The sequence below is a fragment of the Pseudomonas sp. NLJ1 genome (assembly GCF_049486705.1).
GTDB lineage: Bacteria > Pseudomonadota > Gammaproteobacteria > Pseudomonadales > Pseudomonadaceae > Aquipseudomonas > Aquipseudomonas inefficax.
In genome coordinates, this window is the sequence record NZ_CP137735.1 from 1,728,872 (window position 1) to 1,747,652 (window position 18,781).

Here is an 18,781-nt window from a genome sequence, read left to right on the forward strand (position 1 = left end):
GTCTTTAAGAGGAGCGCGCTGCATGACCGTGATCAAGCAAGACGACCTGATTCAGAGCGTCGCCGACGCCCTGCAATTCATCTCGTACTACCACCCCGTCGATTTCATCCAGGCCATGCACGAGGCCTATCTGCGTGAAGAATCGCCCGCTGCCCGCGATTCCATCGCCCAGATCCTGATCAACTCGCGCATGTGCGCCACCGGCCACCGCCCGATCTGCCAGGACACCGGTATCGTCACCGTGTTCGTGCGCGTGGGCATGGACGTGCGCTGGGACGGCGCCACCCTGAGCGTCGACGACATGATCAACGAAGGTGTGCGTCGCGCCTACAACCTGCCTGAAAACGTCCTGCGCGCCTCGATCCTGGCCGACCCGGCCGGTGCCCGCAAGAACACCAAGGACAACACCCCGGCAGTGATCCACTACTCCATCGTTCCCGGCGACAAGGTCGAGGTCGATGTCGCAGCCAAGGGCGGCGGCTCGGAGAACAAGTCGAAGATGGCCATGCTCAACCCGTCCGACTCGATCGTCGACTGGGTACTGAAGACCGTCCCGACCATGGGCGCTGGCTGGTGCCCGCCTGGCATGCTCGGCATCGGCATCGGCGGTACTGCCGAGAAAGCCGCCGTGATGGCCAAGGAAGTGTTGATGGAGTCCATCGACATCCACGAACTGAAAGCCCGTGGCCCGCAGAACCGTCTGGAAGAAATCCGCCTGGAGCTGTTCGAGAAGGTCAACCAGCTGGGCATCGGCGCCCAGGGCCTGGGTGGCCTGACCACCGTGCTCGACGTGAAGATCATGGACTACCCGACCCACGCCGCTTCGCTGCCGGTGTGCATGATCCCCAACTGCGCCGCCACCCGCCACGCCCACTTCGTGCTCGATGGCTCCGGCCCGGCCGAGCTGGAAGCGCCGTCGCTGGACGCCTACCCGGAAATCGTCTGGGAAGCCGGCCCGAGCGCCCGTCGCGTCAACCTCGACGCCATCACCCCGGAAGAAGTCGCCAGCTGGAAGCCAGGCGAAACCATCCTGCTCAACGGCAAGATGCTGACCGGCCGCGATGCCGCGCACAAGCGCATGGTCGAAATGCTCAACCGTGGCGAAGAGCTGCCGGTGGACCTGAAAGGCCGCTTCATCTACTACGTCGGCCCGGTCGACCCGGTCGGTGACGAAGTGGTAGGCCCAGCTGGCCCGACCACCGCCACCCGCATGGACAAGTTCACCCGCCAGATCCTCGAGCAGACCGGCCTGCTGGGCATGATCGGCAAGTCCGAGCGCGGCCCCACCGCCATCGAAGCGATCAAGGACAACAAGGCCGTGTACCTGATGGCCGTCGGCGGCGCCGCCTACCTGGTGGCCCAGGCCATCCGCAAGTCGAAGGTCCTGGCCTTCGCCGAGCTGGGCATGGAAGCGATCTACGAGTTCGAGGTCAAGGACATGCCGGTGACCGTCGCCGTGGACAGCAACGGTGAGTCGGTACACATCACTGGCCCTGCCCTGTGGCAGAGCAAGATCGCCCAGAGCCTGGCAGTCGAAGTGAAGTAAGCCTGATGTAACAGCGTCGCCTTTTTCGCGGGTAAACCCGCTCCCACAGGGACAGCACAAGCCTCAAGGCTGCGCGATACCTGTGGGAGCGGGTTCACCCGCGAAGAGGCCGCCCTGTTCTACACAATTCTTTCGAACTGCTCCGGCCAGTCCCTGCGGGTAAACACCTGCCCTTCCCGCCTCACCCGCCGCACCTCTTCCAGATCCACCTCACACACCAGCCACTGGCTGCAAACCGGACTCAGCTCTTCACTCAGCGCCACCACCCCATCCCCCGGCATCCCATGGTCCGGCGGCACGAACAACCCTGCCCGGCCGATATTCTCGTCCAGCGCCGGCGACCACGGCGCCAGCCCGACAGTAGGGCTCTGCAACACCGCAATCTGGTTCTCCAGCGCCCGCGCCTGCGCGCCAATGCGCACCCGGTGGTAACCCGCCTCGGTGTCGGTGCAACTTGGTGCAAGGATCAGGTCGGCACCACCCTCGGCCAGGCACCGGGCCAGCATCGGGAATTCGTTGTCGTAGCAGATCAGGATCCCCAGGCGCCCCAGTTCGGTGTCAAACACCTGCAGCCCCTGGCCCGCGGCTATGTCCCACTGCTCCCGCTCGAAACGGGTCATCATCAGTTTGTCCTGGAAGCCCAGCACACCGTTGGGGCCGAACAGCCAGGCACGGTTGCGGTAGCGCCCATCGCTGTCCAGTACCGGTACGCTACCTGGTTGCAGGTAGATACCCCAGCGCCGGGCGAGGCCCTCGCACAAGGCCTTCCAGGGCTCGATCAACGGCTGGATATCGGCAATGGAGGCCTTCAGGTCACCCCGTTGCTCGGCACTCAGCTGCCCGCTGAGTACCAGCCCGGCGTACTCCGGCAACAGCAGCAGGCGGGCCCCCGCTTCCACCGCCTCGGCGCACAGGCCTTGCAGGTGGTCGGCGTAGGCCTCCCAGGTTTCATGCAGCTCGATAGCGTACTGGCAGGCCGCCAGGCGGATCATATCGGCAGTTCCTTGAGCCAGAACGACATCAGCTTGTCAGAACTCTCCTGCTCGTCCAGGTCGCGCCAGGCGTAGCTGGTGCGCAGCGACGGGTCATGCAGGAAGCCGCGGTTACGCCAGAAGCCATGCAATGGCTTGTAGTCCGCTGGCCGCCGTGGATGCACGCCTGGCCGTTCGACCGCGCAGAACGCGCAGTAATCGAACTCGGCCAGTTTGTGTGCGTAGGACTCGCGCTCGATGAAAAAGCGCACCCCCAGGCCTTGGCCACGGTACTCGGGCAGTACCACCGATTCACCGAAGTAGTACACGCTGGCCGGGTCGCGCCCCTGGGCCAGGAACGGCTGCTGGAACTCGGGGGCGACATCCACCAGCGGCAGGCCGGTGGAGGCGCCGACCACCTTGCCGTGGTCCAGCGCCAGTACCACCAGGCTGCGCCCGGAGCGGGCATAGGTGGCCAGGTAGTCGGCCTCGTACTCCGGGGTGCCGTCATAAAGGTAGGGAAACTCGCGGAACACGGTAAGGCGCAGGCGAGCGAGGTCATCGATGTAAGGCGCGATAGCGGCGCCGTGCAACAGGCGTATTTCCATGCTTGGCGGTCGTTTTGTCGATGTGGATGACGCGCTCGGCTAAGCCGGGCTTGAGGGGAAACCCTATCATCCGGAGCAACGACCCGCCTTTTCCCTCCACGACAGGTATTGTTCCATGACCGCTACCGAACTGGTAAATGCTTACTACGCCGCCTTCAACGCTGGCGACATGCCGGCCTTTCTCGCCCTGCTCAGCGAGGATGTGATCCACGACATCAACCAGGGCGAGCGGCAGATGGGCAAGGCCCGGTTTGCAGCGTTCATGGACAAGATGAACCGCTGTTACCGCGAGCGCCTGGCCGACATCGTGGTGATGCAGAACGCCGACGGCAGCCGCGCGGCGGCGGAATTCACCGTGCATGGGGAATATCTGGCCGATGACGAAGGGTTGCCGGCGGCCAACGGGCAGACCTATGTGCTGCCGGCGGGGGCGTTCTTCTATATCCATTGCGGGAAGATTGCCCGGGTGACCAACTACTACAACCTCAATGACTGGGTCGAGCAGGTAGGTTGAGCCTGGCAGGGGTGTATTGCCTGTACTCACCTCTTCGCGGGTAAACCCGCTCCCACAAGGTCGCCACAAATTCCAAAAACCTGTGCAATCCCTGTGGGAGCGGGTTTACCCGCGAAGAGGCCCGATCAGGAGATGCGGGTACCAAGCACCTTGAGGAATGCCGCCAGCCACGCCGGATGCGCCGGCCATGCCGGTGCCGTCACAAGGTTGCCGTCCACATGCGCCTGGTCCACCGCGATATCGATGAACGTGCCGCCCGCCAGCCGCACTTCCGGCGCACACGCCGGGTACGCACTGCATTCGCGCCCCTCCAGCACACCCGCCGCCGCCAACAACTGGGCACCATGGCACACCGCCGCAATCGGCTTGCCGGCCTGGTCGAACGCCCGCACCAGCTCCAGCACCTTTTCATCCAGACGCAGGTACTCCGGTGCCCGGCCACCGGGGATCAGCAACGCGTCATAACCCTCGGCACGCACCCGCACGAAATCGTAATTCAGGGCAAAATTGTGCCCCGGCTTTTCGCTGTAGGTCTGTTCGCCCTCGAAATCATGAATCGCGGTACGCACGGTCTGCCCCGCGACCTTTTCCGGGCATACCGCATGCACGATGTGCCCGACCATGCTCAGCGCCTGGAACGGCACCATGACCTCGTAATCTTCGACGTAGTCACCGACCAACATGAGAATTTTCTTCGCCGTCATCGCACCCACTCCTTCGATTGCCTTGAGACAGTCACTGCACGATAGCCGGTCTCAGTCGCGACGGTCGAGCAGGTTGACCACCAACCGGTCCAACCAACCCCACAACCGCTGCTTCATCCGGCGCCACAGCGGCCGGGCATTCCAGTGGCCAAGGTCGACTACCTCGCTCAAGGCGAAATCACGCTCGAAACTGGCCTGCACGGCTGCCGTCAGAGGCGGGTCGAGGGCCTCGATATTGGCTTCGAGGTTGAAGCGCAGGTTCCAGTGATCGAAGTTGCACGAGCCGATACTGACCCAGTCGTCGATCAGCACCATCTTCAGGTGCAGGAAACACGGCTGGTACTCGTAGATGCGTACCCCTGCGCGCAACAAACGCGGGTAATAGCGGTGCCCGGCGTAACGTACCGATGGGTGATCGGTGCGTGGCCCGGTCAGCAGCAGCCGCACATCGACCCCTTTGCCGGCAGCCCGGCGCAGCGACCGGCGCACGCTCCAGGTCGGCAGGAAATAAGGCGTTGCCAGCCAGACTCGCTGCTTGCCGCTGTTGATCGCCCGCACCAGCGAATGCAGGATGTCCTGGTGCTGGCGGGCGTCGGCATAAGCCACCCGGCCCATGCCCTGCCCCTGCGCAGGCACCTTGGGCAGGCGCGGCAGGCCAAAGCCCTCGGCGGGGCGCCAGGCGGTACGACGGTTGTTGGCGTGCCACTGGCGATCGAACAGCAACTGCCAGTCGCTCACTACCGGCCCCTGCATCTGCACCATCACCTCGTGCCATTCACTGGTCGCCTCACCCGGCGTCCAGAACTCGTCGGTGACACCCGTGCCGCCCACCACTGCCCAGCGCTCGTCCACCAGCAGCAACTTGCGGTGATCGCGGTACAGGTTGCGCAGGCCACGCTTCCAGCGCAGGCGGTTGTACCAGCGCAGGTACACACCTGCGTCCAGCAGGCGCTGACGCAACTTGCTGTTGAAAGCCAGCGAGCCATAGTCGTCGAACAGGCAGCGCACCCGCACGCCGCGTCGGGCAGCCTGCTCCAGCGCTTCGACCACCGCATCCGCGCAGTCACCAGCCTCGACCAGGTACAGTTCCAGGTCGACCTGGAACTCGGCGCGCACGATCGCCATGAGCATGCGCGGAAAAAACTCGGGGCCGTCGATCAGCAGCTCGAACTGGTTGCCATCCCGCCAGGGAAAGACCGGCCCCGGCATGTCAGCGGGCGGTGAAGATCAGCACCGCGCTAACCGGCACCGACGGGTTGATGGACTTGAGCCCGGCTAACTTGCGCAGGCGTTGCAGCCCCGGCAGCAGGCCGAAATCCTCGGCGCGCAGCACCAGAGGTTCGAGGGTCACCACCTGGAAGCGTCGCTCGTCCAGGCGGGTGGCCAGCAGCAGGGCGTTGTAGCTGTGCGACTGGCCATGCAGGGTCACGGTCAACGGCAGGCGCAGTTCGATCTGGGCACCGTTGGCCAGGTCGTTGATCGGCCGCAGGTCCAGTTGCGCCTGCACCTTGGCTTCGGCAAAGCGCTCGACCTCGAACAGGTCCTCGCGCATGCGTTCGTCACGCAGCGGAATACCGCTGCTCACCGAGTCCATCTCGATGCGCAACCCGGCCACACCCTTGCGGTCGACCGTGCCATGCAGCACCAGGAACCGGTGCACTTCGGCGGTGTTACCGTTTTTGCCGGTAATGAACGAAAGGCGCGAAGACTCGCCATCGAGGTGCCAGTTGGCATGGGCGGGTAGGCAAAAAGCCAGCAACAGGGCGGGCAGCAGGCGGGGCAGCTTGAACATGACAGATCTCGTGAAACCAGGCCGCCAACCTTACCCGCCCGCCTTCACGGCAGCAAGCGGCAGCCCTCGCGTGGACCTTGCCAGGCGGCCTGGTTGCGTCGCCCCAGGCCTTCGGCGGTGACCTGCCGCTGTTGGCTGTCTTCCTCCAGCACGCTCAGCGGCAGCCATTGCTTCACATAGCCTTGGCAATACGCCGGCTCGAAACCCATGACGAAGCGGCACGAGCAATATTCCTTGGCCGAGTAGGCCGAAAGAATGCCGGGGAAGTCCGCCAAGGCCTGGCGCTCGTGCCAGGCCCAGTACGCCACCCCCAGCAATACCACCAGCAGCACCCGCTTCATGTCCCCTCCCCGGCCAGCACCGCGAGTATCCGCTTGAGCAGTTCGTCGTGCTGGTAGCTGCCGTCGCGGTCATCGGCATAACGCACGATCACCAGCTTTTGCGCGGGCAGCACGTACAGCGCCTGGCCCCAGTGGCCAAGGGCTGCATAGGTGTCTGCGGGCGCACTCGGCCAAGGCCGTGCAGCGTCGGCCAGCGGCTGGTTGAGCCACCAATGGCCACCGGGGTTGGCCTCACCGGGCAGCGCTTCGGCCCCGGCAAACGGCGTGCGGTTGAAGGCCACCCAGGGCTTGGGCAGCAATTGCCGCCCCTGCCAGCGCCCGTCACGCTGCATCAGCAGGCCGATGCGCGCCAGGTCGCGAGCGCTGAGGTACAGGTAGGACGAGCCCACGTAGGTTCCCGCGCGGTCCCGCTCCCATACCGCGCTGTCGATGCCCAAAGGGGTGAACAGCGCATGCCATGGGTAGTCGCGGTACTGACCGGCATCGAGCATGCCACGCAACGCGGCGGCCAGCAGGTTGCTGTCGCCACTGGAATAGAGAAACCGCTGGCCCGGGCTGGCCACCGCTTCCCGCGCTGCCGTATAGGCCGCCATGTCCTCGCGGCCACGGGTATACAGCATGGCCACCACCGAGGACTTGAGCGGGGCGTACTCGTAGTCCTCCTGCCAGTCCAGGCCGCTGGCCCAATGCAGCAGGTCGGCCATGCGTACGCCAGGATGGGTGCGCATGGCCGGGTAGAAACGGGCGACCGGGTCCTGCAGCTGAAAGCGACCTTCGCCCTGGGCTACGCCCAATAGCGAGGCGAGTACGCTCTTGCTGATCGACCAGGTGAGATGGGCAGTGGCGGCGGTGCTGGGGGCGGCGTAGCGTTCGTGGAGGATACGGCCGTCGCGGATGATCAGCAGGGCGTCGGTGCGGATGCCGCTGCGCTCGGGGGTGGTGCGGGCGGGGAAGGCGTATGCGTCGACGGCTTGCCAGTCGAGAGGGGGGTTGTCGATTGGCCAGTCCGGCTGCGGCCAGTCCTCGGCCCAGGCGCAACCCGTCAGCATCGCCAGTGTCAGCAGGAGAGCCTTCATCATGTCCGCCTTTTTTGGGGGCTGCTATGCAGCCCATCGCCGGCAAGCCAGCTCCCACAGATATTGCACAGTCCTTGAGGTCGATGCGGTCGGTGTGGGAGCTGGCTTGCCGGCGATGGGCCGCAAAGCGGCCCCACGATTCATGGAATCACACAAATCTGACAGGCATTCATGACAATCCCGCAGCAACCCAGGCCTTGTTCAGCCGCTTCTCCCGCGCCGCCGCCGCCAGTGCCATTACCCCCTGGTCACGCTGCCAGATCTGCGCCCACTGCGCCGGCCCCGCCGCCAACGCAGCATCGATCTCCCCTCGCAGCGCCTGGAACTGTGCAAACAATCCCCCCAGCAACAAATGGCAGCCAACGCTATCGGCGCACTGCCGGCTACCTTCGGCACACCCGGCCAGCAGCCCAAGCAACTGCAGGCGCAGGGCCTGTGGCCAGGCGCACTCCTGCCCCACGCCATACAGCCAGGCCGTCAACGCCGTAAGCACATACAAGTCCTCCAGCGAACGGAACGGCTTCACATAGGCATCCCAGCCATCACCGGCCAGCAACTCGCACGCCGCCTGCTCCAGCACCAGTCGCCCATGACCCACCTCCGGCATCAGCGGCAGGGTAGGCAGCGCTTCCAGCGTCACACCGGGCTCCCCGGGGTAGACCACCGCCAGGCTCAATTGTGGTGCCGCCCCAGTCGCCTCGCAGCGTGCCGCCACCAACAACCATTCCGCCTCCAGGCCTGCGGTGACGAAATCCTTGCTGCCGCTCAGCCGCAAGCCGTCCAGGCGCGTGTGCATGTCCGCCGGCCGCACGCTGCGCCGTTCGGTGGCACACAGGGCACCGAGGCTGGGTGGGGCACTGGGCCATAGCACGCGCAAGGCGGCCTGGTAGCCGACCAGGAAGGCCAGGCCCGGGGTGCTCATCGCGCGCCCGCCGAGCACCGCCAGTTCGAACGGGGCAACCGGGCCAAGGCGTTCGAGCAGGGCGGCATAGGTTTCGCCCAGGGTGCCCGCCAGCGCTTGGCGAAGCGGGTCGTTGAGTCGTTGCAACCAGGCCATCGGTCGGCTCCTTGCTGAAGGGCTTTCAGTTGAGGCTCAGGGGATGTCACGCAAGCATCACCAAAGATTCACAGGGGTGACACCCCATCTACCTAGGCTGACTTTGCACAACAAAGCCGACCGGCCGCAACCCTTCATGGCTGGCTTATGGAGACTCGTAATGACTCGGATCGCTCACGCTGGCGACAACAGCACCGAACGCCGTCTGCAAGCCGAACGCCTGGTTGGCGCCGCGGCCCTGCAGGAAGCCCAGGCCCTGCGCTACAAAGTGTTCAGCGCCGAATTCAAGGCCAAGCTCAAAGGAGCCGAGCAAGGCCTGGACATGGACGACTACGACGTGCACTGCCGCCACATTGGCGTACGCGACCTGAACACCGGTGAGCTGGTTGCCACCACCCGCCTGCTGGACCATCAGGCCGCCAGCAGCCTGGGCCGCTTCTATAGCGAAGAAGAATTCAGCCTGCACGGGCTGTTGCAGCTGCAGGGCCCGATCCTGGAGCTGGGCCGTACCTGCGTAGCCCCCGACTACCGCAACGGCGGCACCATCGCCGTGCTCTGGGGCGAACTGGCCGAAGTGCTCAACGAAGGCCGCTACAGCTACCTGATGGGCTGCGCCAGCATCCCCATGCAGGATGGCGGGGTACAGGCCCACGCGGTGATGCAGCGCCTGCGTGACCGCTACTTGTGCACCGAGCACCTGCGCGCCGAGCCAAAGAACCCGTTGCCCAACTTGCCCCTGCCGAACAACGTCATTGCCGAAATGCCACCGCTGCTCAAGGCGTACATGCGCCTGGGCGCGAAGATCTGCGGCGAGCCATGCTGGGACGAAGACTTCCAGGTGGCCGACGTGTTCATCCTGCTCAAGCGCGACGAACTGTGCCCACGCTACGCCCGCCACTTCAAGGCAGCGGTCTGATGCCGAAGCTGCGGGTAATGGCCCGCCTGACTCGACTGCTGCTGGTACTGCTGCTGGGCATGCTGATGGCCAGCGTGATTGCCCTGGGCGAACGCCTGGGGTTCAAGGCGCCCATAGAGCGCCGCCAACGCTGGACCTGCCTGTTCATGAAGCGCCTGGTCACTACCTTGCCCTTCGATGTGCGGGTGATCGGCGAGCTGCCGCAGCGGCCGATGCTGTGGGTCAGCAACCACGTGTCCTGGACCGATATCCCCCTGCTCGGCATGCTGCTGCCGCTGTCGTTCCTGTCCAAGGCCGAAGTGCGCCATTGGCCGGTGGCCGGCTGGCTGGCGGAAAAGGCAGGCACTCTGTTCATCCGCCGTGGCGGGGGCGACAGCCAGCGCCTGCGCGAGCAGATCGCCGGGCAACTGGGCCTTGCCCGGCCACTGCTGATCTTCCCGGAAGGCACCACCACCAGCGGCCGTACCCTGCGCACCTTCCATGGCCGCCTGCTGGCAGGCGCCATCGACCGTGGCGTGGCGGTGCAGCCGGTGGCCATCCAGTACCTGCGTGAAGGCCAGATCGACCCGATTGCGCCGTTCATTGGTGACGATGACCTGGTGTCGCACCTGATGCGCCTGTTTGCCCTGCCGCGGGGCGAGGTGTGCATTCACCTGTTGCAGCCGATCGGCAGCGTGGGCAAGGAGCGAGCGGTGCTGGCGCTGCAGGCGCAGCAGGCGATTCACCTGGCGTTGTTCGGGGTTGGAGAAGTCGAGCTGGCGCCACGGCGGCAGGCGCGGGCTGCCTGAATTGTTGCACTGCCTGTTCTGGCCCTTTCGCGGGTGAACCCGCTCCCACAGGGACCGCGCTCATCCTGAGTTCTGTGGTGTACCCGTGGGAGCCACTGCAATAGCAGTCCTGAGGTCTGTGGTATAGCTGTGGGAGCCACAGGGATGGCACTCATCCTGAGGCCTGTGGTGTCCTGTGGGAGCGGGTTTACCCGCGAAGAGGCCAGCAATGCCAACCCGGCACTAACTGCCAGACAACCGGCCAGCCGCAGCAAAGGCCTGCAACTGTGGATAAAACGCCCTGAAGTCCGCCAACAATGGCTCATACAACCGCTCCAGCTCCCCCATCACCCCAACCATCCCTTCCGGCCGCGACAAGCGCCGGGCGATGCCGTTGAACACCTGCTCCAGCGTGGCAAAGTCGCCATATGCCCCCAACCAGTCATCCGCTGCCATGAACGGCGCAATCCGCGCCAGCCGCCCCGGCAACTCGGGCTCCGCCAGCAATACCCGATAAAAGGCCCCAGTGAACTGCTCCAGCGGCTGCTCGGCATAATCCCGCCAATGCCGCGCCAGGCAATGGTCGAAAAACACATCCAGAACGATGCCGGCAAAGCGCCGCCGCTCCCGTGGAAAACGCGCCAGCGCCGCCAACACCAACGGGTGCTGGTCGGTATAGCTGTCGATATGCCGGTGCAGCCGGATGGCCGCCTCCAGCGCAGGTGGGAAGCGCCCTTCCAGTGAGCCTTTGACAAAATCGCCATACAGACTGCCAAGCAGTTGTTGCGGCGCCGGGCCGCCCAGGTGCAGGTGTGCGAGGTAGTTCATCAGCGCAGTCTAGCACCGCCAGCCAGCATATCGTTATAACGCGATATAGCGATTCATACTGAGCTCAGAACCTCTTGGTATTGGTATATCGGCAAAGCGCGATTTACATTTCGCTCCATCGCGATATACCGCTACAACGAGCCTCAACCCATGCCTCTCGATCTCGACGAAATCATAAAAGCGCTGGCCCACCCGGTCAGGCGAGAAATCCTCAGCTGGCTGAAGGACCCGGCGACGCAATTCCCCGACCAGTACCACAGCACCGAGAACGGTGTGTGTGCCGGGCAGATCGACCAACGCTGCGGCCTCTCGCAGTCAACCGTCTCCGCCCACCTGGCCACCCTGCAGCGCGCCGGGCTGATCAGCAGCCAGAAGATCGGCCAATGGCACTTCTTCAAACGCAACGAAGCCACCATCCAGGCGTTTCTCGAACAACTGCGCCAAGCACTCTGAACAGGCAGGTAACCGTCATGACCACGCTTTTCGATCCGATCACCCTGGGCGACCTGCAACTGCCCAACCGCATCATCATGGCCCCGCTCACCCGCTGCCGGGCCGACGAAGGCCGCGTACCCAACGCGCTGATGGCCGAGTACTACGTGCAGCGCGCCAGCGCCGGGCTGATCCTCAGCGAGGCGACCTCGGTCAGCGCCATGGGCGTCGGCTACCCGGATACCCCCGGTATCTGGAACGACGAGCAGGTGCGTGGCTGGAACAATGTGACCAAGGCCGTGCATGCCGCCGGCGGGCGCATCTTCCTGCAGCTGTGGCATGTTGGCCGCATCTCCCACCCCAGCTACCTGAACGGCGAGCTGCCGGTAGCCCCCAGTGCAATTCAGCCTAAAGGCCATGTAAGCCTGGTACGCCCGCTCAGCGACTACCCCACCCCGCGCGCGCTGGAAACCGAAGAAATCATCGACATCGTCGAGGCCTACCGCAGCGGCGCCGAGAATGCCAAGGCTGCCGGTTTCGATGGCGTAGAGATCCACGGTGCCAACGGCTACCTGCTCGACCAGTTCCTGCAGAGCAGCACCAACCAGCGCACCGACCGCTACGGCGGCTCGCTGGAAAACCGTGCGCGGCTGCTGCTGGAAGTGACCGATGCAGCCATCGAGGTTTGGGGCGCCAACCGCGTCGGCGTGCACCTGGCACCGCGTGCCGATGCCCATGACATGGGCGATGCCGACCGCGCCGAAACCTTTACCTACGTGGCCCGCGAGCTGGGCAAGCGGGGTATTGCCTTCATCTGCTCGCGGGAAAAGGAAGCCGATGACAGTATCGGCCCGCTGATCAAGGAAGCGTTCGGTGGCCCGTACATCGTCAATGAGCGGTTTGACAAGGCCAGTGCCAATGCGGCCCTGGCCAGTGGCAAGGCTGACGCCGTGGCGTTTGGCGTGCCGTTCATCGCCAACCCCGACCTGCCGGCGCGGCTGGCGGCGGATGCGCCGTTGAACGAGGCGCGGCCGGAGACTTTCTATGGCAAAGGGCCGGTGGGGTACATCGACTATCCGCGGTTGTGATTGAGGGCCATTCGCGGGCACGCCCGCTCCCACAGGATCAGCGCAATCTTCAAGCTTGTCGCTGTACCTGTGGGAGCGGGCGTGCCCGCGAAGAAGGCTCAGGTGGTTTCAGGGCCGGGCATTGATCTGCTGCTGAAGGTTCTGAACCTGGCTCTGCAAGGTATTCAGGTTACGGGTCGTCTGTGCCCTGAAGGCATCGAACTCCTGCACCGAAGCACCACCGGAGGCCGCCGCGGCCGGGCGGTTGTCGATCTGGCTCTTGAGCACCAGAATATCCTGTTCCAGGCCCTGGATGGCCGCGCTCGGGTTACCCTGCTTCTTCAGCGCCGCCACCTCGCTGCTCAGGCTCTTGAGCTGCCCATCCAGCTTGGCGCCATCGACCTGCGCGGCCTTCAGCGCAGCGACCTGTTCGTTCAGCCCCTTGAACTGGGTATCCAGCTTGCCCCCATCGACCTGGCCCGAGCGCAATGCGGCCAGTTCGCCATTCACCGCCTTCAACTGCGCCTGCAACTGGCTTTGCAGCTCGGTCACGGCCTTCTGCTGTTCACGGGTATCGGCCAGCACCTGCTCAAGGCGCTTGCCCAGGTCGCCGGTCTGCCCGGCCACGCCCTTCTGCAACTGGCGCAATTGCAGCTTCAGCGCTTCGCTGTTGGTAGTGGCGCCGGATTCGCTGGCCGCCACCTTGCCACTGATCGCCTGCAGGCGCCCGGCCGCTTCTTCGCTGATGCGGGCGAAGCTTTCCTGGGTCGCCACCAGCTGCTGCTCCATTAGCGAGATCTGCTGGAAGCTCCACCAGCCAAGGCCCGCCAAGGCGATGAACGAGGCGCCGAGCAATGCCCAGAGCGGCGCCGTGCTGGCACCGCGAGCGGCTTTCTGGCGGCTGCGCACCACGTGCGCCGGCATCAGTTCGTCATCGTCATGGGTGCCGGCACGCAGGGTAGGCACGTCATCGTAGTCATCGTGAGCATGGTTACGCATGGATACATTCAACCGCGGTAGTCGCAAAGAGGCACGAGTATAAACCGCCAGCGCGGCGCGTTGATGACCATTGTCGGCCGAGCGGCCTCACTGCCCCGGCGGCTGATGCTTCCACCAGGCGCAGAATTCATCCAGCGCCGTCCACAGGCTGACCTTGGGCTGGTAATCCAGGTACTGTCGAGCACGGCTGATATCCAGGGTGAAATCGCGGCTCATCACCTGCATCCCCAGGCGCGACAGGGTCGGTTGCGGGCGCCCCGGCCACAACATGCAAGCCGCCTCGTTCAGCGCGGCCAGGCTGTAACCCAGGCCGTAGGAACGGTAACGGGTAACCTGCGGCAGCTGCATCTGACGCATCACGTAGTTGACCACGTCCCACAGCGGCAACGGCTGGCCGTTGCTGATGTTGTAGGCCTGGCCCAGCGCCCGGTCGTCGACGAACAAGGCACTGAGCAGCGCTTCGTTGAGGTTGTGCACGCTGGTGAAATCGACTTTGTTAAGGCCGTTGCCGATGATTGCCACACGCCCCTTGCGCTGCATCTGCATCAGCCGCGGGAAGATACTGGCATCGCCCGCGCCAGTGACGAAGCGTGGGCGCAGTGCCAGTACCTCGAGGCCAAACTCCTGGGCGCCGAATACCTTCTGCTCGGCCATGTGCTTGGTTTGCCCGTAGTGGTCGTGAAAGCGGCGCGGCACCTGGTCTTCCCGGATGTCCAGGCGCGAGCGGCCATTGAAGTAGATCGACGGCGAAGACAGGTGTACCAGGCGTCGCACGTGCTCCTTCAAGCAGCCCTCGACCACGTTTTCGGTGACCACCACATTGCCTTGGTAGAAATCCTGATAGCGCCCCCAGTTGCCCACTGCGCCAGCACAATGCACCACCGCATCGACGCCCTGGCACAGGCGGCGGGCCAGTTCGGCATCACCCAGGTCGCCGGAGATGAACTGGGCGCCGCGCTTGACCAGGTGCTCGACCCCTTCGGCTCGACGGCCGCTGACCCGCACGTCCAGGCCCTGCTCCAGGGCAAAGCGCGCAAAGCGCCCGCCAATGAAGCCGCTCGCGCCGGTGACCAGAATTCGCATGTAAGACTCCGTCTTGCCAGATTTCAGATGCAACTGACGCCAGCCGTGGCTACAAGGGCACCAGCCAATGCCGTGCGGTGTGCCGCAGGTGGTCGGTCAGTTGCGCGAGCAGTTGCCCGCCATTGCGCCAATGATGCCAGTACAGCGGCACATCGATGGGGGTATCGCTGCAGATTTCCACCAACTGGCCGCTGGCCAGTTGCTCGCGTGCCTGCAGTTCCGGTACCAGGCCCCAGCCCAGACCCGCTTCGGTCATGCGCAGGAAGCCTTCGGACGATGGGCACAAGTGGTGCAGGAAACCGTCCTCGATGCCCAGCGATGCCAGGTAGCGGTGTTGCAGGAAATCGTCCGGGCCGTAAACGATCGCAGGGGTACGGGCCAGGCGGCTGGCAGCGAAACCCTGCGGAAAATGCCGCGCCATGAACGCGGGGCTGGCCAGCGCGCGGTAGCGCATGGCACCCAGTGGCAGGCTGCGCGCGCCGGCCACCGGCCGCTCGCTGCCACACAGGCAGGCCGCCACTTCGCCCGCACGCATGCGTTTCAGGCCCACTTCCTGGTCTTCCACCACCAGGTCGGTCAACACGTTCTGCTGTGCGCAGAACTTGCCCACTGCGCCGGCCCACCAGGTGGCCAGGCTGTCAGCGTTGATGGCAATCCGCAGGCGCTCCGGCATGCCCTCTTCGTCCAGCGCCGGCACCTGGCGCTGCAGGTCGCGTTCGAGCAGGCGCACCTGCTGCACATGGTTCAGCAACTGGCGGCCGACTTCGGTCGGGCTTGGCGGCGTGGCACGCACCAGCACCGGCTGACCGACCCGCGCCTCGAGCAGCTTGATGCGCTGGGAGATGGCCGACTGCGACAAGCCCAGCACCTGCGCCGCGCGTTCGAAACCGCCCTGCTCGATCACCGCGGCGAGGGCGGCCAGCAGCTTGTAGTCGAACATCGATTTTCCTAATGAGGGATCAGCTTTATTTGTTTTTCTTATACAGCGTGATTCATCACAATGAATCGCCCCTGGTTTCGTAGACACCTCCAAGCCTCATAATGAGGCCCAAATAGGAGGTGCCATGAGTCGTCAGCGTTACCCCGAAGAATTCAAGATCGAAGCGGTCAAGCAAGTGACCGAGAAAGGCAAACCTGTCGCCGATGTCGCCCAGCGCCTGGGCATGTCCGTGCACAGTCTTTACGCCTGGATCAAGGTCTACAGCAAGCCCCAAGAGCAGCGTCAGCAAGACGACGATCAGCAGGCCGAACTGCGCAAGCTACGCGCTGAACTCAAGCGCGTGACGGAAGAGCGAGACATCTTAAAAAAGGCCGCCGCGTACTTTGCCAAGGAGTGCGGCTGAAGTACGCCTTCATCAAGAAGCACTCGACTGATTACCCGGTGCGGCGCCTTTGCCAAACCCTCAAGGTGCACCCCAGCGGCTATTACGCCTGGCTGGCCGAGCCTCAATCTGCCCGAGCAAAAGAAGATCAACGTCTGCTTGGCTTGATCAAAGACGCTTGGCTGGAAAGCGGAGGTGTATACGGCTACCGCAAAATTCACGATGACCTGCGTGAGCTGGGAGAGGAATGCGGCCGAAATCGAGTCAGGCGCTTGATGCAGGCGGAGGGGCTGCGTTCTCAAACGGGCTATCGGCGGCGTCCAGGGTTCTATGGTGGAAAACCAACAGTGGCCTCGCCCAACCACCTCGCGCGGCAGTTCAAGGTAAGTGAGCCGAACAAGGTCTGGGTGACAGATATCACTTACATCCGCACCTATGAAGGGTGGCTCTACCTCGCGGTAGTGCTGGATCTGTTCTCACGCCAAGTAATTGGTTGGTCAATGAAGCCAAGGATGTGCAGCGACCTGGCTATCGACGCGATGTTGATGGCTGTTTGGCGACGCAAGCCTCAGCAGCAAGTTATGATTCACTCAGATCAAGGCAGTCAGTTCAGTAGCTCGGATTGGAAAAGCTTTTTGAAGGCCAACAATGTAATCAGCAGCATGAGCCGGCGGGGAAACTGCCACGACAATGCCGTAGCCGAGAGCTTTTTCCAGCTTTTGAAGCGAGAGCGAATCCGACGAAAGATCTACACAACCCGTGAAGAAGCCCGAAGTGATATTTTCGATTACATCGAGATGTTCTATAACCCTAAACGCCGACACAGCAGTGCTATGCAGCTGTCTCCAGTAGAGTATGAGAAACGCTATTTCCTGAGCTTGGAGAGTGTCTAGAAAACCAGGGGCGATTCACAATGACCAGCATCTTTTAGCTTCTTTGGAGAGCACGCCATGTGGCAAAGCTATCTCAACGGCATGCTCGTGGCCTTCGGCCTGATCATGGCCATCGGTGCACAGAACGCCTTCGTCCTCGCCCAGAGCTTGCGCCGCGAACATCATTTGCCGGTGGCGGCACTGTGCATCGTCTGTGACGCCATCCTGGTAGCTGCCGGAGTGTTCGGCCTGGCCACTGTGCTGGCGCACAACCCAACCTTGCTGGCTATCGCCCGCTGGGGTGGCGCGGTGTTCCTGATCTGGTACGGCGCCAAGGCTTTGCGCAGCGCCTGCTCCAAGCAAAGCCTGCAACACCAGCAAGGCCAAGGTGCCCGCTCACGCCGCGCGGTACTGCTCAGTGCCTTGGCGGTGACCCTGCTGAACCCGCACGTGTACCTCGACACGGTGCTGCTGATCGGCTCACTGGGCGCCCAGCAGACTGCTCCTGGTGCCTACGTGGCCGGCGCCGCCAGTGCCTCGCTGCTGTGGTTCTCGACCCTGGCGATCGGCGCGGCCTGGCTGGCGCCGTGGCTGGCCCGGCCGGCGACCTGGCGCATGCTCGACCTGATGGTGGCGGTGATGATGTTTGCGGTGGCGGCGCAGTTGATCTTCAACTGACCGATGGGCTGGTCGCAGCATCTTTATTGCCTGTGAGATCGAGCGCCGCCCGCGCGGCGCTTCGCGGGGCAAGCCCGCTCCCACATTTGTTGCAACGTGGCCATGCCTGTGGGATAGGCGTTGTCCGCCTTGGTGCATGACTTGAGACAGATGGGGCGGCAGCAGCGCCAGTCGAGAAATCGGGTAAGAGCAACCAGGCAGGCAACCATGGCCTGACAGGTTCGGCACGTTGCAACAAATGTGGGAGCGGGCTTGCCCCGCGAAGCGCCGCGCGGGCGGCGCTCGATCTCACAGGCAACACAAACACTCCGGCGAACGCCACCGGTCAGTACGCCCCCACCGCTCTGGAACCTCTATTCCCTATCTTTGTTGCGTGGTTATGCGCCGGGCCCGGTGCTATGATCCAGCCCTTGCGTCGCAAAGAGTACAAACTCGCCGACGCTCATCGGGCCGCCCGTGATCGGCCTTGCGCAAACCGCAAACAGACCTGAATCAGGAGATCCACCATGGCTTTTGAATTGCCGCCGCTGCCGTACGCCCACGATGCCCTGCAGCCGCACATCTCCAAGGAAACCCTGGAGTATCACCACGACAAGCACCACAACACCTATGTCGTGAACCTGAACAACCTGGTCCCAGGCACCGAATTCGAAGGCAAGACCCTGGAAGAGATCGTCAAGAGCTCTTCGGGCGGCATCTTCAACAACGCCGCTCAAGTCTGGAACCACACCTTCTACTGGAACTGCCTGGCACCAAACGCCGGTGGCCAGCCGACCGGTGCCCTGGCTGACGCCATCAACGCCGCTTTCGGTTCCTTCGACAAGTTCAAGGAAGAGTTCACCAAGACTTCGGTTGGCACCTTCGGTTCCGGCTGGGGCTGGCTGGTGAAGAAGGCTGACGGTTCCCTGGCCCTGGCCAGCACCATCGGCGCCGGCTGCCCGCTGACCAGCGGTGACACCCCGCTGCTGACCTGCGACGTCTGGGAACACGCCTACTACATCGACTACCGCAACCTGCGTCCGAAGTACGTCGAGGCGTTCTGGAACCTGGTCAACTGGGCCTTCGTTGCCGAACAGTTCGAAGGCAAGACCTTCAAGGCCTGAGTCATTCAGCCCTGAACGAAAAACCCGGCCCGGTGCCGGGTTTTTTTATGCCTGTAAGGCCCTCTTCGCGGGTGAACCCGCTCCCACAGGTTCGGCGCCGCTTGT

At 63.8% G+C, this 18,781-nt stretch carries 21 protein-coding genes; 9 read left to right on the forward strand and 12 right to left on the reverse strand.

The features are described from left to right. The first annotated feature begins 22 nt into the window (after positions 1–22). Entirely contained in the window at positions 23–1,546 is a 1,524-nt protein-coding gene (locus tag R9B85_RS07690; RefSeq protein WP_112250390.1) for a fumarate hydratase, read from the forward strand. A gap of 119 nt (positions 1,547–1,665) precedes the next feature. On the opposite strand, the gene R9B85_RS07695 is transcribed toward R9B85_RS07690, so the two are convergent. Beyond that, on the reverse strand, positions 1,666–2,538 hold the full coding sequence (locus R9B85_RS07695; protein ID WP_207879953.1) for a carbon-nitrogen hydrolase family protein: 873 nt from the start codon (positions 2,536–2,538) through the stop codon (positions 1,666–1,668). Next, on the reverse strand, positions 2,535–3,125 hold the full coding sequence (locus R9B85_RS07700) for a GNAT family N-acetyltransferase (RefSeq protein WP_112250386.1): 591 nt from the start codon (positions 3,123–3,125) through the stop codon (positions 2,535–2,537). Before R9B85_RS07700 ends, R9B85_RS07695 begins: the two co-directional genes overlap by 4 nt. A gap of 115 nt (positions 3,126–3,240) precedes the next feature. Between R9B85_RS07700 and R9B85_RS07705 the strand changes: the two genes are divergently transcribed. Continuing rightward, complete coding sequence (locus R9B85_RS07705; protein WP_015271666.1) at positions 3,241–3,639, forward strand: nuclear transport factor 2 family protein; 399 nt, start codon at positions 3,241–3,243, stop codon at positions 3,637–3,639. 125 nt (positions 3,640–3,764) lie between these two features. Here R9B85_RS07705 and R9B85_RS07710 read toward each other — a convergent pair whose 3' ends face one another. The 6 genes from R9B85_RS07710 to R9B85_RS07735 form a co-directional block, all read right to left on the reverse strand. Further along, positions 3,765–4,343, reverse strand: coding sequence for a DJ-1/PfpI family protein (locus R9B85_RS07710; protein WP_375149757.1), 579 nt, complete (start codon positions 4,341–4,343; stop codon positions 3,765–3,767). 51 nt (positions 4,344–4,394) lie between these two features. Then, complete coding sequence (locus R9B85_RS07715) at positions 4,395–5,552, reverse strand: phospholipase D-like domain-containing protein (protein ID WP_423770952.1); 1,158 nt, start codon at positions 5,550–5,552, stop codon at positions 4,395–4,397. Between the two features lies 1 nt (position 5,553). After that, complete coding sequence (locus R9B85_RS07720; RefSeq protein WP_423770953.1) at positions 5,554–6,135, reverse strand: YceI family protein; 582 nt, start codon at positions 6,133–6,135, stop codon at positions 5,554–5,556. Between the two features lie 44 nt (positions 6,136–6,179). Further along, positions 6,180–6,476: an amidase gene (locus tag R9B85_RS07725; RefSeq protein ID WP_112250382.1), complete on the reverse strand. Its 297-nt coding sequence runs from the start codon at positions 6,474–6,476 to the stop codon at positions 6,180–6,182. Then, on the reverse strand, positions 6,473–7,552 hold the full coding sequence (locus R9B85_RS07730) for a serine hydrolase domain-containing protein (protein ID WP_423771057.1): 1,080 nt from the start codon (positions 7,550–7,552) through the stop codon (positions 6,473–6,475). Before R9B85_RS07730 ends, R9B85_RS07725 begins: the two co-directional genes overlap by 4 nt. Before the next feature lie 169 nt (positions 7,553–7,721). Then, a complete protein-coding gene (locus R9B85_RS07735) occupies positions 7,722–8,609 on the reverse strand; it encodes an acyl-CoA dehydrogenase (protein WP_207879943.1) in 888 nt (295 codons plus the stop codon). A gap of 160 nt (positions 8,610–8,769) precedes the next feature. Between R9B85_RS07735 and olsB the strand changes: the two genes are divergently transcribed. Together olsB and R9B85_RS07745 are read left to right on the forward strand one after the other, a co-directional pair. Further along, on the forward strand, positions 8,770–9,525 hold the full coding sequence (gene olsB / locus R9B85_RS07740) for an L-ornithine N(alpha)-acyltransferase (protein ID WP_207879941.1): 756 nt from the start codon (positions 8,770–8,772) through the stop codon (positions 9,523–9,525). Next, entirely contained in the window at positions 9,525–10,313 is a 789-nt protein-coding gene (locus R9B85_RS07745; RefSeq protein WP_423770954.1) for a lysophospholipid acyltransferase family protein, read from the forward strand. Before olsB ends, R9B85_RS07745 begins: the two co-directional genes overlap by 1 nt. 222 nt (positions 10,314–10,535) lie before the next feature. Here the strand turns inward: R9B85_RS07745 and R9B85_RS07750 are convergent, their stop codons facing one another. Next, positions 10,536–11,120, reverse strand: a complete 585-nt coding sequence (locus tag R9B85_RS07750) for an ACP phosphodiesterase (protein ID WP_112250370.1) — start codon at positions 11,118–11,120, stop codon at positions 10,536–10,538. A gap of 150 nt (positions 11,121–11,270) precedes the next feature. Between R9B85_RS07750 and R9B85_RS07755 the strand changes: the two genes are divergently transcribed. After that, complete coding sequence (locus R9B85_RS07755) at positions 11,271–11,573, forward strand: ArsR/SmtB family transcription factor (RefSeq protein WP_003258229.1); 303 nt, start codon at positions 11,271–11,273, stop codon at positions 11,571–11,573. A 17-nt stretch (positions 11,574–11,590) separates the two neighbouring features. Continuing rightward, entirely contained in the window at positions 11,591–12,640 is a 1,050-nt protein-coding gene (locus R9B85_RS07760) for an alkene reductase (RefSeq protein ID WP_015271676.1), read from the forward strand. 108 nt (positions 12,641–12,748) lie between these two features. Here the strand turns inward: R9B85_RS07760 and R9B85_RS07765 are convergent, their stop codons facing one another. From R9B85_RS07765 to R9B85_RS07775, 3 genes are all read right to left on the reverse strand, one after another. After that, positions 12,749–13,618, reverse strand: coding sequence for an ATPase (locus R9B85_RS07765; protein WP_207879800.1), 870 nt, complete (start codon positions 13,616–13,618; stop codon positions 12,749–12,751). 87 nt (positions 13,619–13,705) lie between these two features. Next, positions 13,706–14,701 (reverse strand): NAD-dependent epimerase/dehydratase family protein, encoded by a 996-nt coding sequence (locus R9B85_RS07770; protein ID WP_112250366.1) that lies wholly within the window; start codon positions 14,699–14,701, stop codon positions 13,706–13,708. Positions 14,702–14,750: 49 nt separating this feature from the next. Further along, complete coding sequence (locus R9B85_RS07775; RefSeq protein ID WP_112250364.1) at positions 14,751–15,641, reverse strand: LysR family transcriptional regulator ArgP; 891 nt, start codon at positions 15,639–15,641, stop codon at positions 14,751–14,753. Between the two features lie 124 nt (positions 15,642–15,765). On the opposite strand from R9B85_RS07775, the gene R9B85_RS07780 reads away from it, so the two are divergent. The 3 genes from R9B85_RS07780 to R9B85_RS07790 all read left to right on the forward strand — a co-directional run bounded on the left by R9B85_RS07780 (position 15,766) and on the right by R9B85_RS07790 (position 18,676). Then, positions 15,766–16,916, forward strand: a protein-coding gene (locus R9B85_RS07780; protein ID WP_423770507.1) for an IS3 family transposase whose coding sequence is annotated in 2 segments (ribosomal slippage) — positions 15,766–16,000 and positions 16,000–16,916 — 1,152 coding nt in all. Because the reading frame shifts where the segments join, the coding sequence is not laid out codon by codon here. Between the two features lie 57 nt (positions 16,917–16,973). Further along, a complete protein-coding gene (locus R9B85_RS07785) occupies positions 16,974–17,573 on the forward strand; it encodes a LysE/ArgO family amino acid transporter (RefSeq protein ID WP_112250362.1) in 600 nt (199 codons plus the stop codon). A gap of 506 nt (positions 17,574–18,079) precedes the next feature. Then, a complete protein-coding gene (locus tag R9B85_RS07790) occupies positions 18,080–18,676 on the forward strand; it encodes a superoxide dismutase (protein WP_013974076.1) in 597 nt (198 codons plus the stop codon). The last annotated feature ends 105 nt before the right edge of the window (positions 18,677–18,781 follow it).

What these genes read in the sequence shown, in the direction of transcription:
- R9B85_RS07690 (WP_112250390.1), top strand. Translation starts at nt 23, where the DNA reads ATGACCGTGATCAAGCAAGACGACCTGATTCAGAGCGTCGCCGACGCC.
- R9B85_RS07695 (WP_207879953.1), bottom strand. Translation starts at nt 2,538, where the DNA reads ATGATCCGCCTGGCGGCCTGCCAGTACGCTATCGAGCTGCATGAAACC.
- R9B85_RS07700 (WP_112250386.1), bottom strand. Translation starts at nt 3,125, where the DNA reads ATGGAAATACGCCTGTTGCACGGCGCCGCTATCGCGCCTTACATCGAT.
- R9B85_RS07705 (WP_015271666.1), top strand. Translation starts at nt 3,241, where the DNA reads ATGACCGCTACCGAACTGGTAAATGCTTACTACGCCGCCTTCAACGCT.
- R9B85_RS07710 (WP_375149757.1), bottom strand. Translation starts at nt 4,343, where the DNA reads ATGACGGCGAAGAAAATTCTCATGTTGGTCGGTGACTACGTCGAAGAT.
- R9B85_RS07715 (WP_423770952.1), bottom strand. Translation starts at nt 5,552, where the DNA reads ATGCCGGGGCCGGTCTTTCCCTGGCGGGATGGCAACCAGTTCGAGCTG.
- R9B85_RS07720 (WP_423770953.1), bottom strand. Translation starts at nt 6,135, where the DNA reads ATGTTCAAGCTGCCCCGCCTGCTGCCCGCCCTGTTGCTGGCTTTTTGC.
- R9B85_RS07725 (WP_112250382.1), bottom strand. Translation starts at nt 6,476, where the DNA reads ATGAAGCGGGTGCTGCTGGTGGTATTGCTGGGGGTGGCGTACTGGGCC.
- R9B85_RS07730 (WP_423771057.1), bottom strand. Translation starts at nt 7,552, where the DNA reads ATGAAGGCTCTCCTGCTGACACTGGCGATGCTGACGGGTTGCGCCTGG.
- R9B85_RS07735 (WP_207879943.1), bottom strand. Translation starts at nt 8,609, where the DNA reads ATGGCCTGGTTGCAACGACTCAACGACCCGCTTCGCCAAGCGCTGGCG.
- olsB (WP_207879941.1), top strand. Translation starts at nt 8,770, where the DNA reads ATGACTCGGATCGCTCACGCTGGCGACAACAGCACCGAACGCCGTCTG.
- R9B85_RS07745 (WP_423770954.1), top strand. Translation starts at nt 9,525, where the DNA reads ATGCCGAAGCTGCGGGTAATGGCCCGCCTGACTCGACTGCTGCTGGTA.
- R9B85_RS07750 (WP_112250370.1), bottom strand. Translation starts at nt 11,120, where the DNA reads ATGAACTACCTCGCACACCTGCACCTGGGCGGCCCGGCGCCGCAACAA.
- R9B85_RS07755 (WP_003258229.1), top strand. Translation starts at nt 11,271, where the DNA reads ATGCCTCTCGATCTCGACGAAATCATAAAAGCGCTGGCCCACCCGGTC.
- R9B85_RS07760 (WP_015271676.1), top strand. Translation starts at nt 11,591, where the DNA reads ATGACCACGCTTTTCGATCCGATCACCCTGGGCGACCTGCAACTGCCC.
- R9B85_RS07765 (WP_207879800.1), bottom strand. Translation starts at nt 13,618, where the DNA reads ATGCGTAACCATGCTCACGATGACTACGATGACGTGCCTACCCTGCGT.
- R9B85_RS07770 (WP_112250366.1), bottom strand. Translation starts at nt 14,701, where the DNA reads ATGCGAATTCTGGTCACCGGCGCGAGCGGCTTCATTGGCGGGCGCTTT.
- R9B85_RS07775 (WP_112250364.1), bottom strand. Translation starts at nt 15,641, where the DNA reads ATGTTCGACTACAAGCTGCTGGCCGCCCTCGCCGCGGTGATCGAGCAG.
- R9B85_RS07785 (WP_112250362.1), top strand. Translation starts at nt 16,974, where the DNA reads ATGTGGCAAAGCTATCTCAACGGCATGCTCGTGGCCTTCGGCCTGATC.
- R9B85_RS07790 (WP_013974076.1), top strand. Translation starts at nt 18,080, where the DNA reads ATGGCTTTTGAATTGCCGCCGCTGCCGTACGCCCACGATGCCCTGCAG.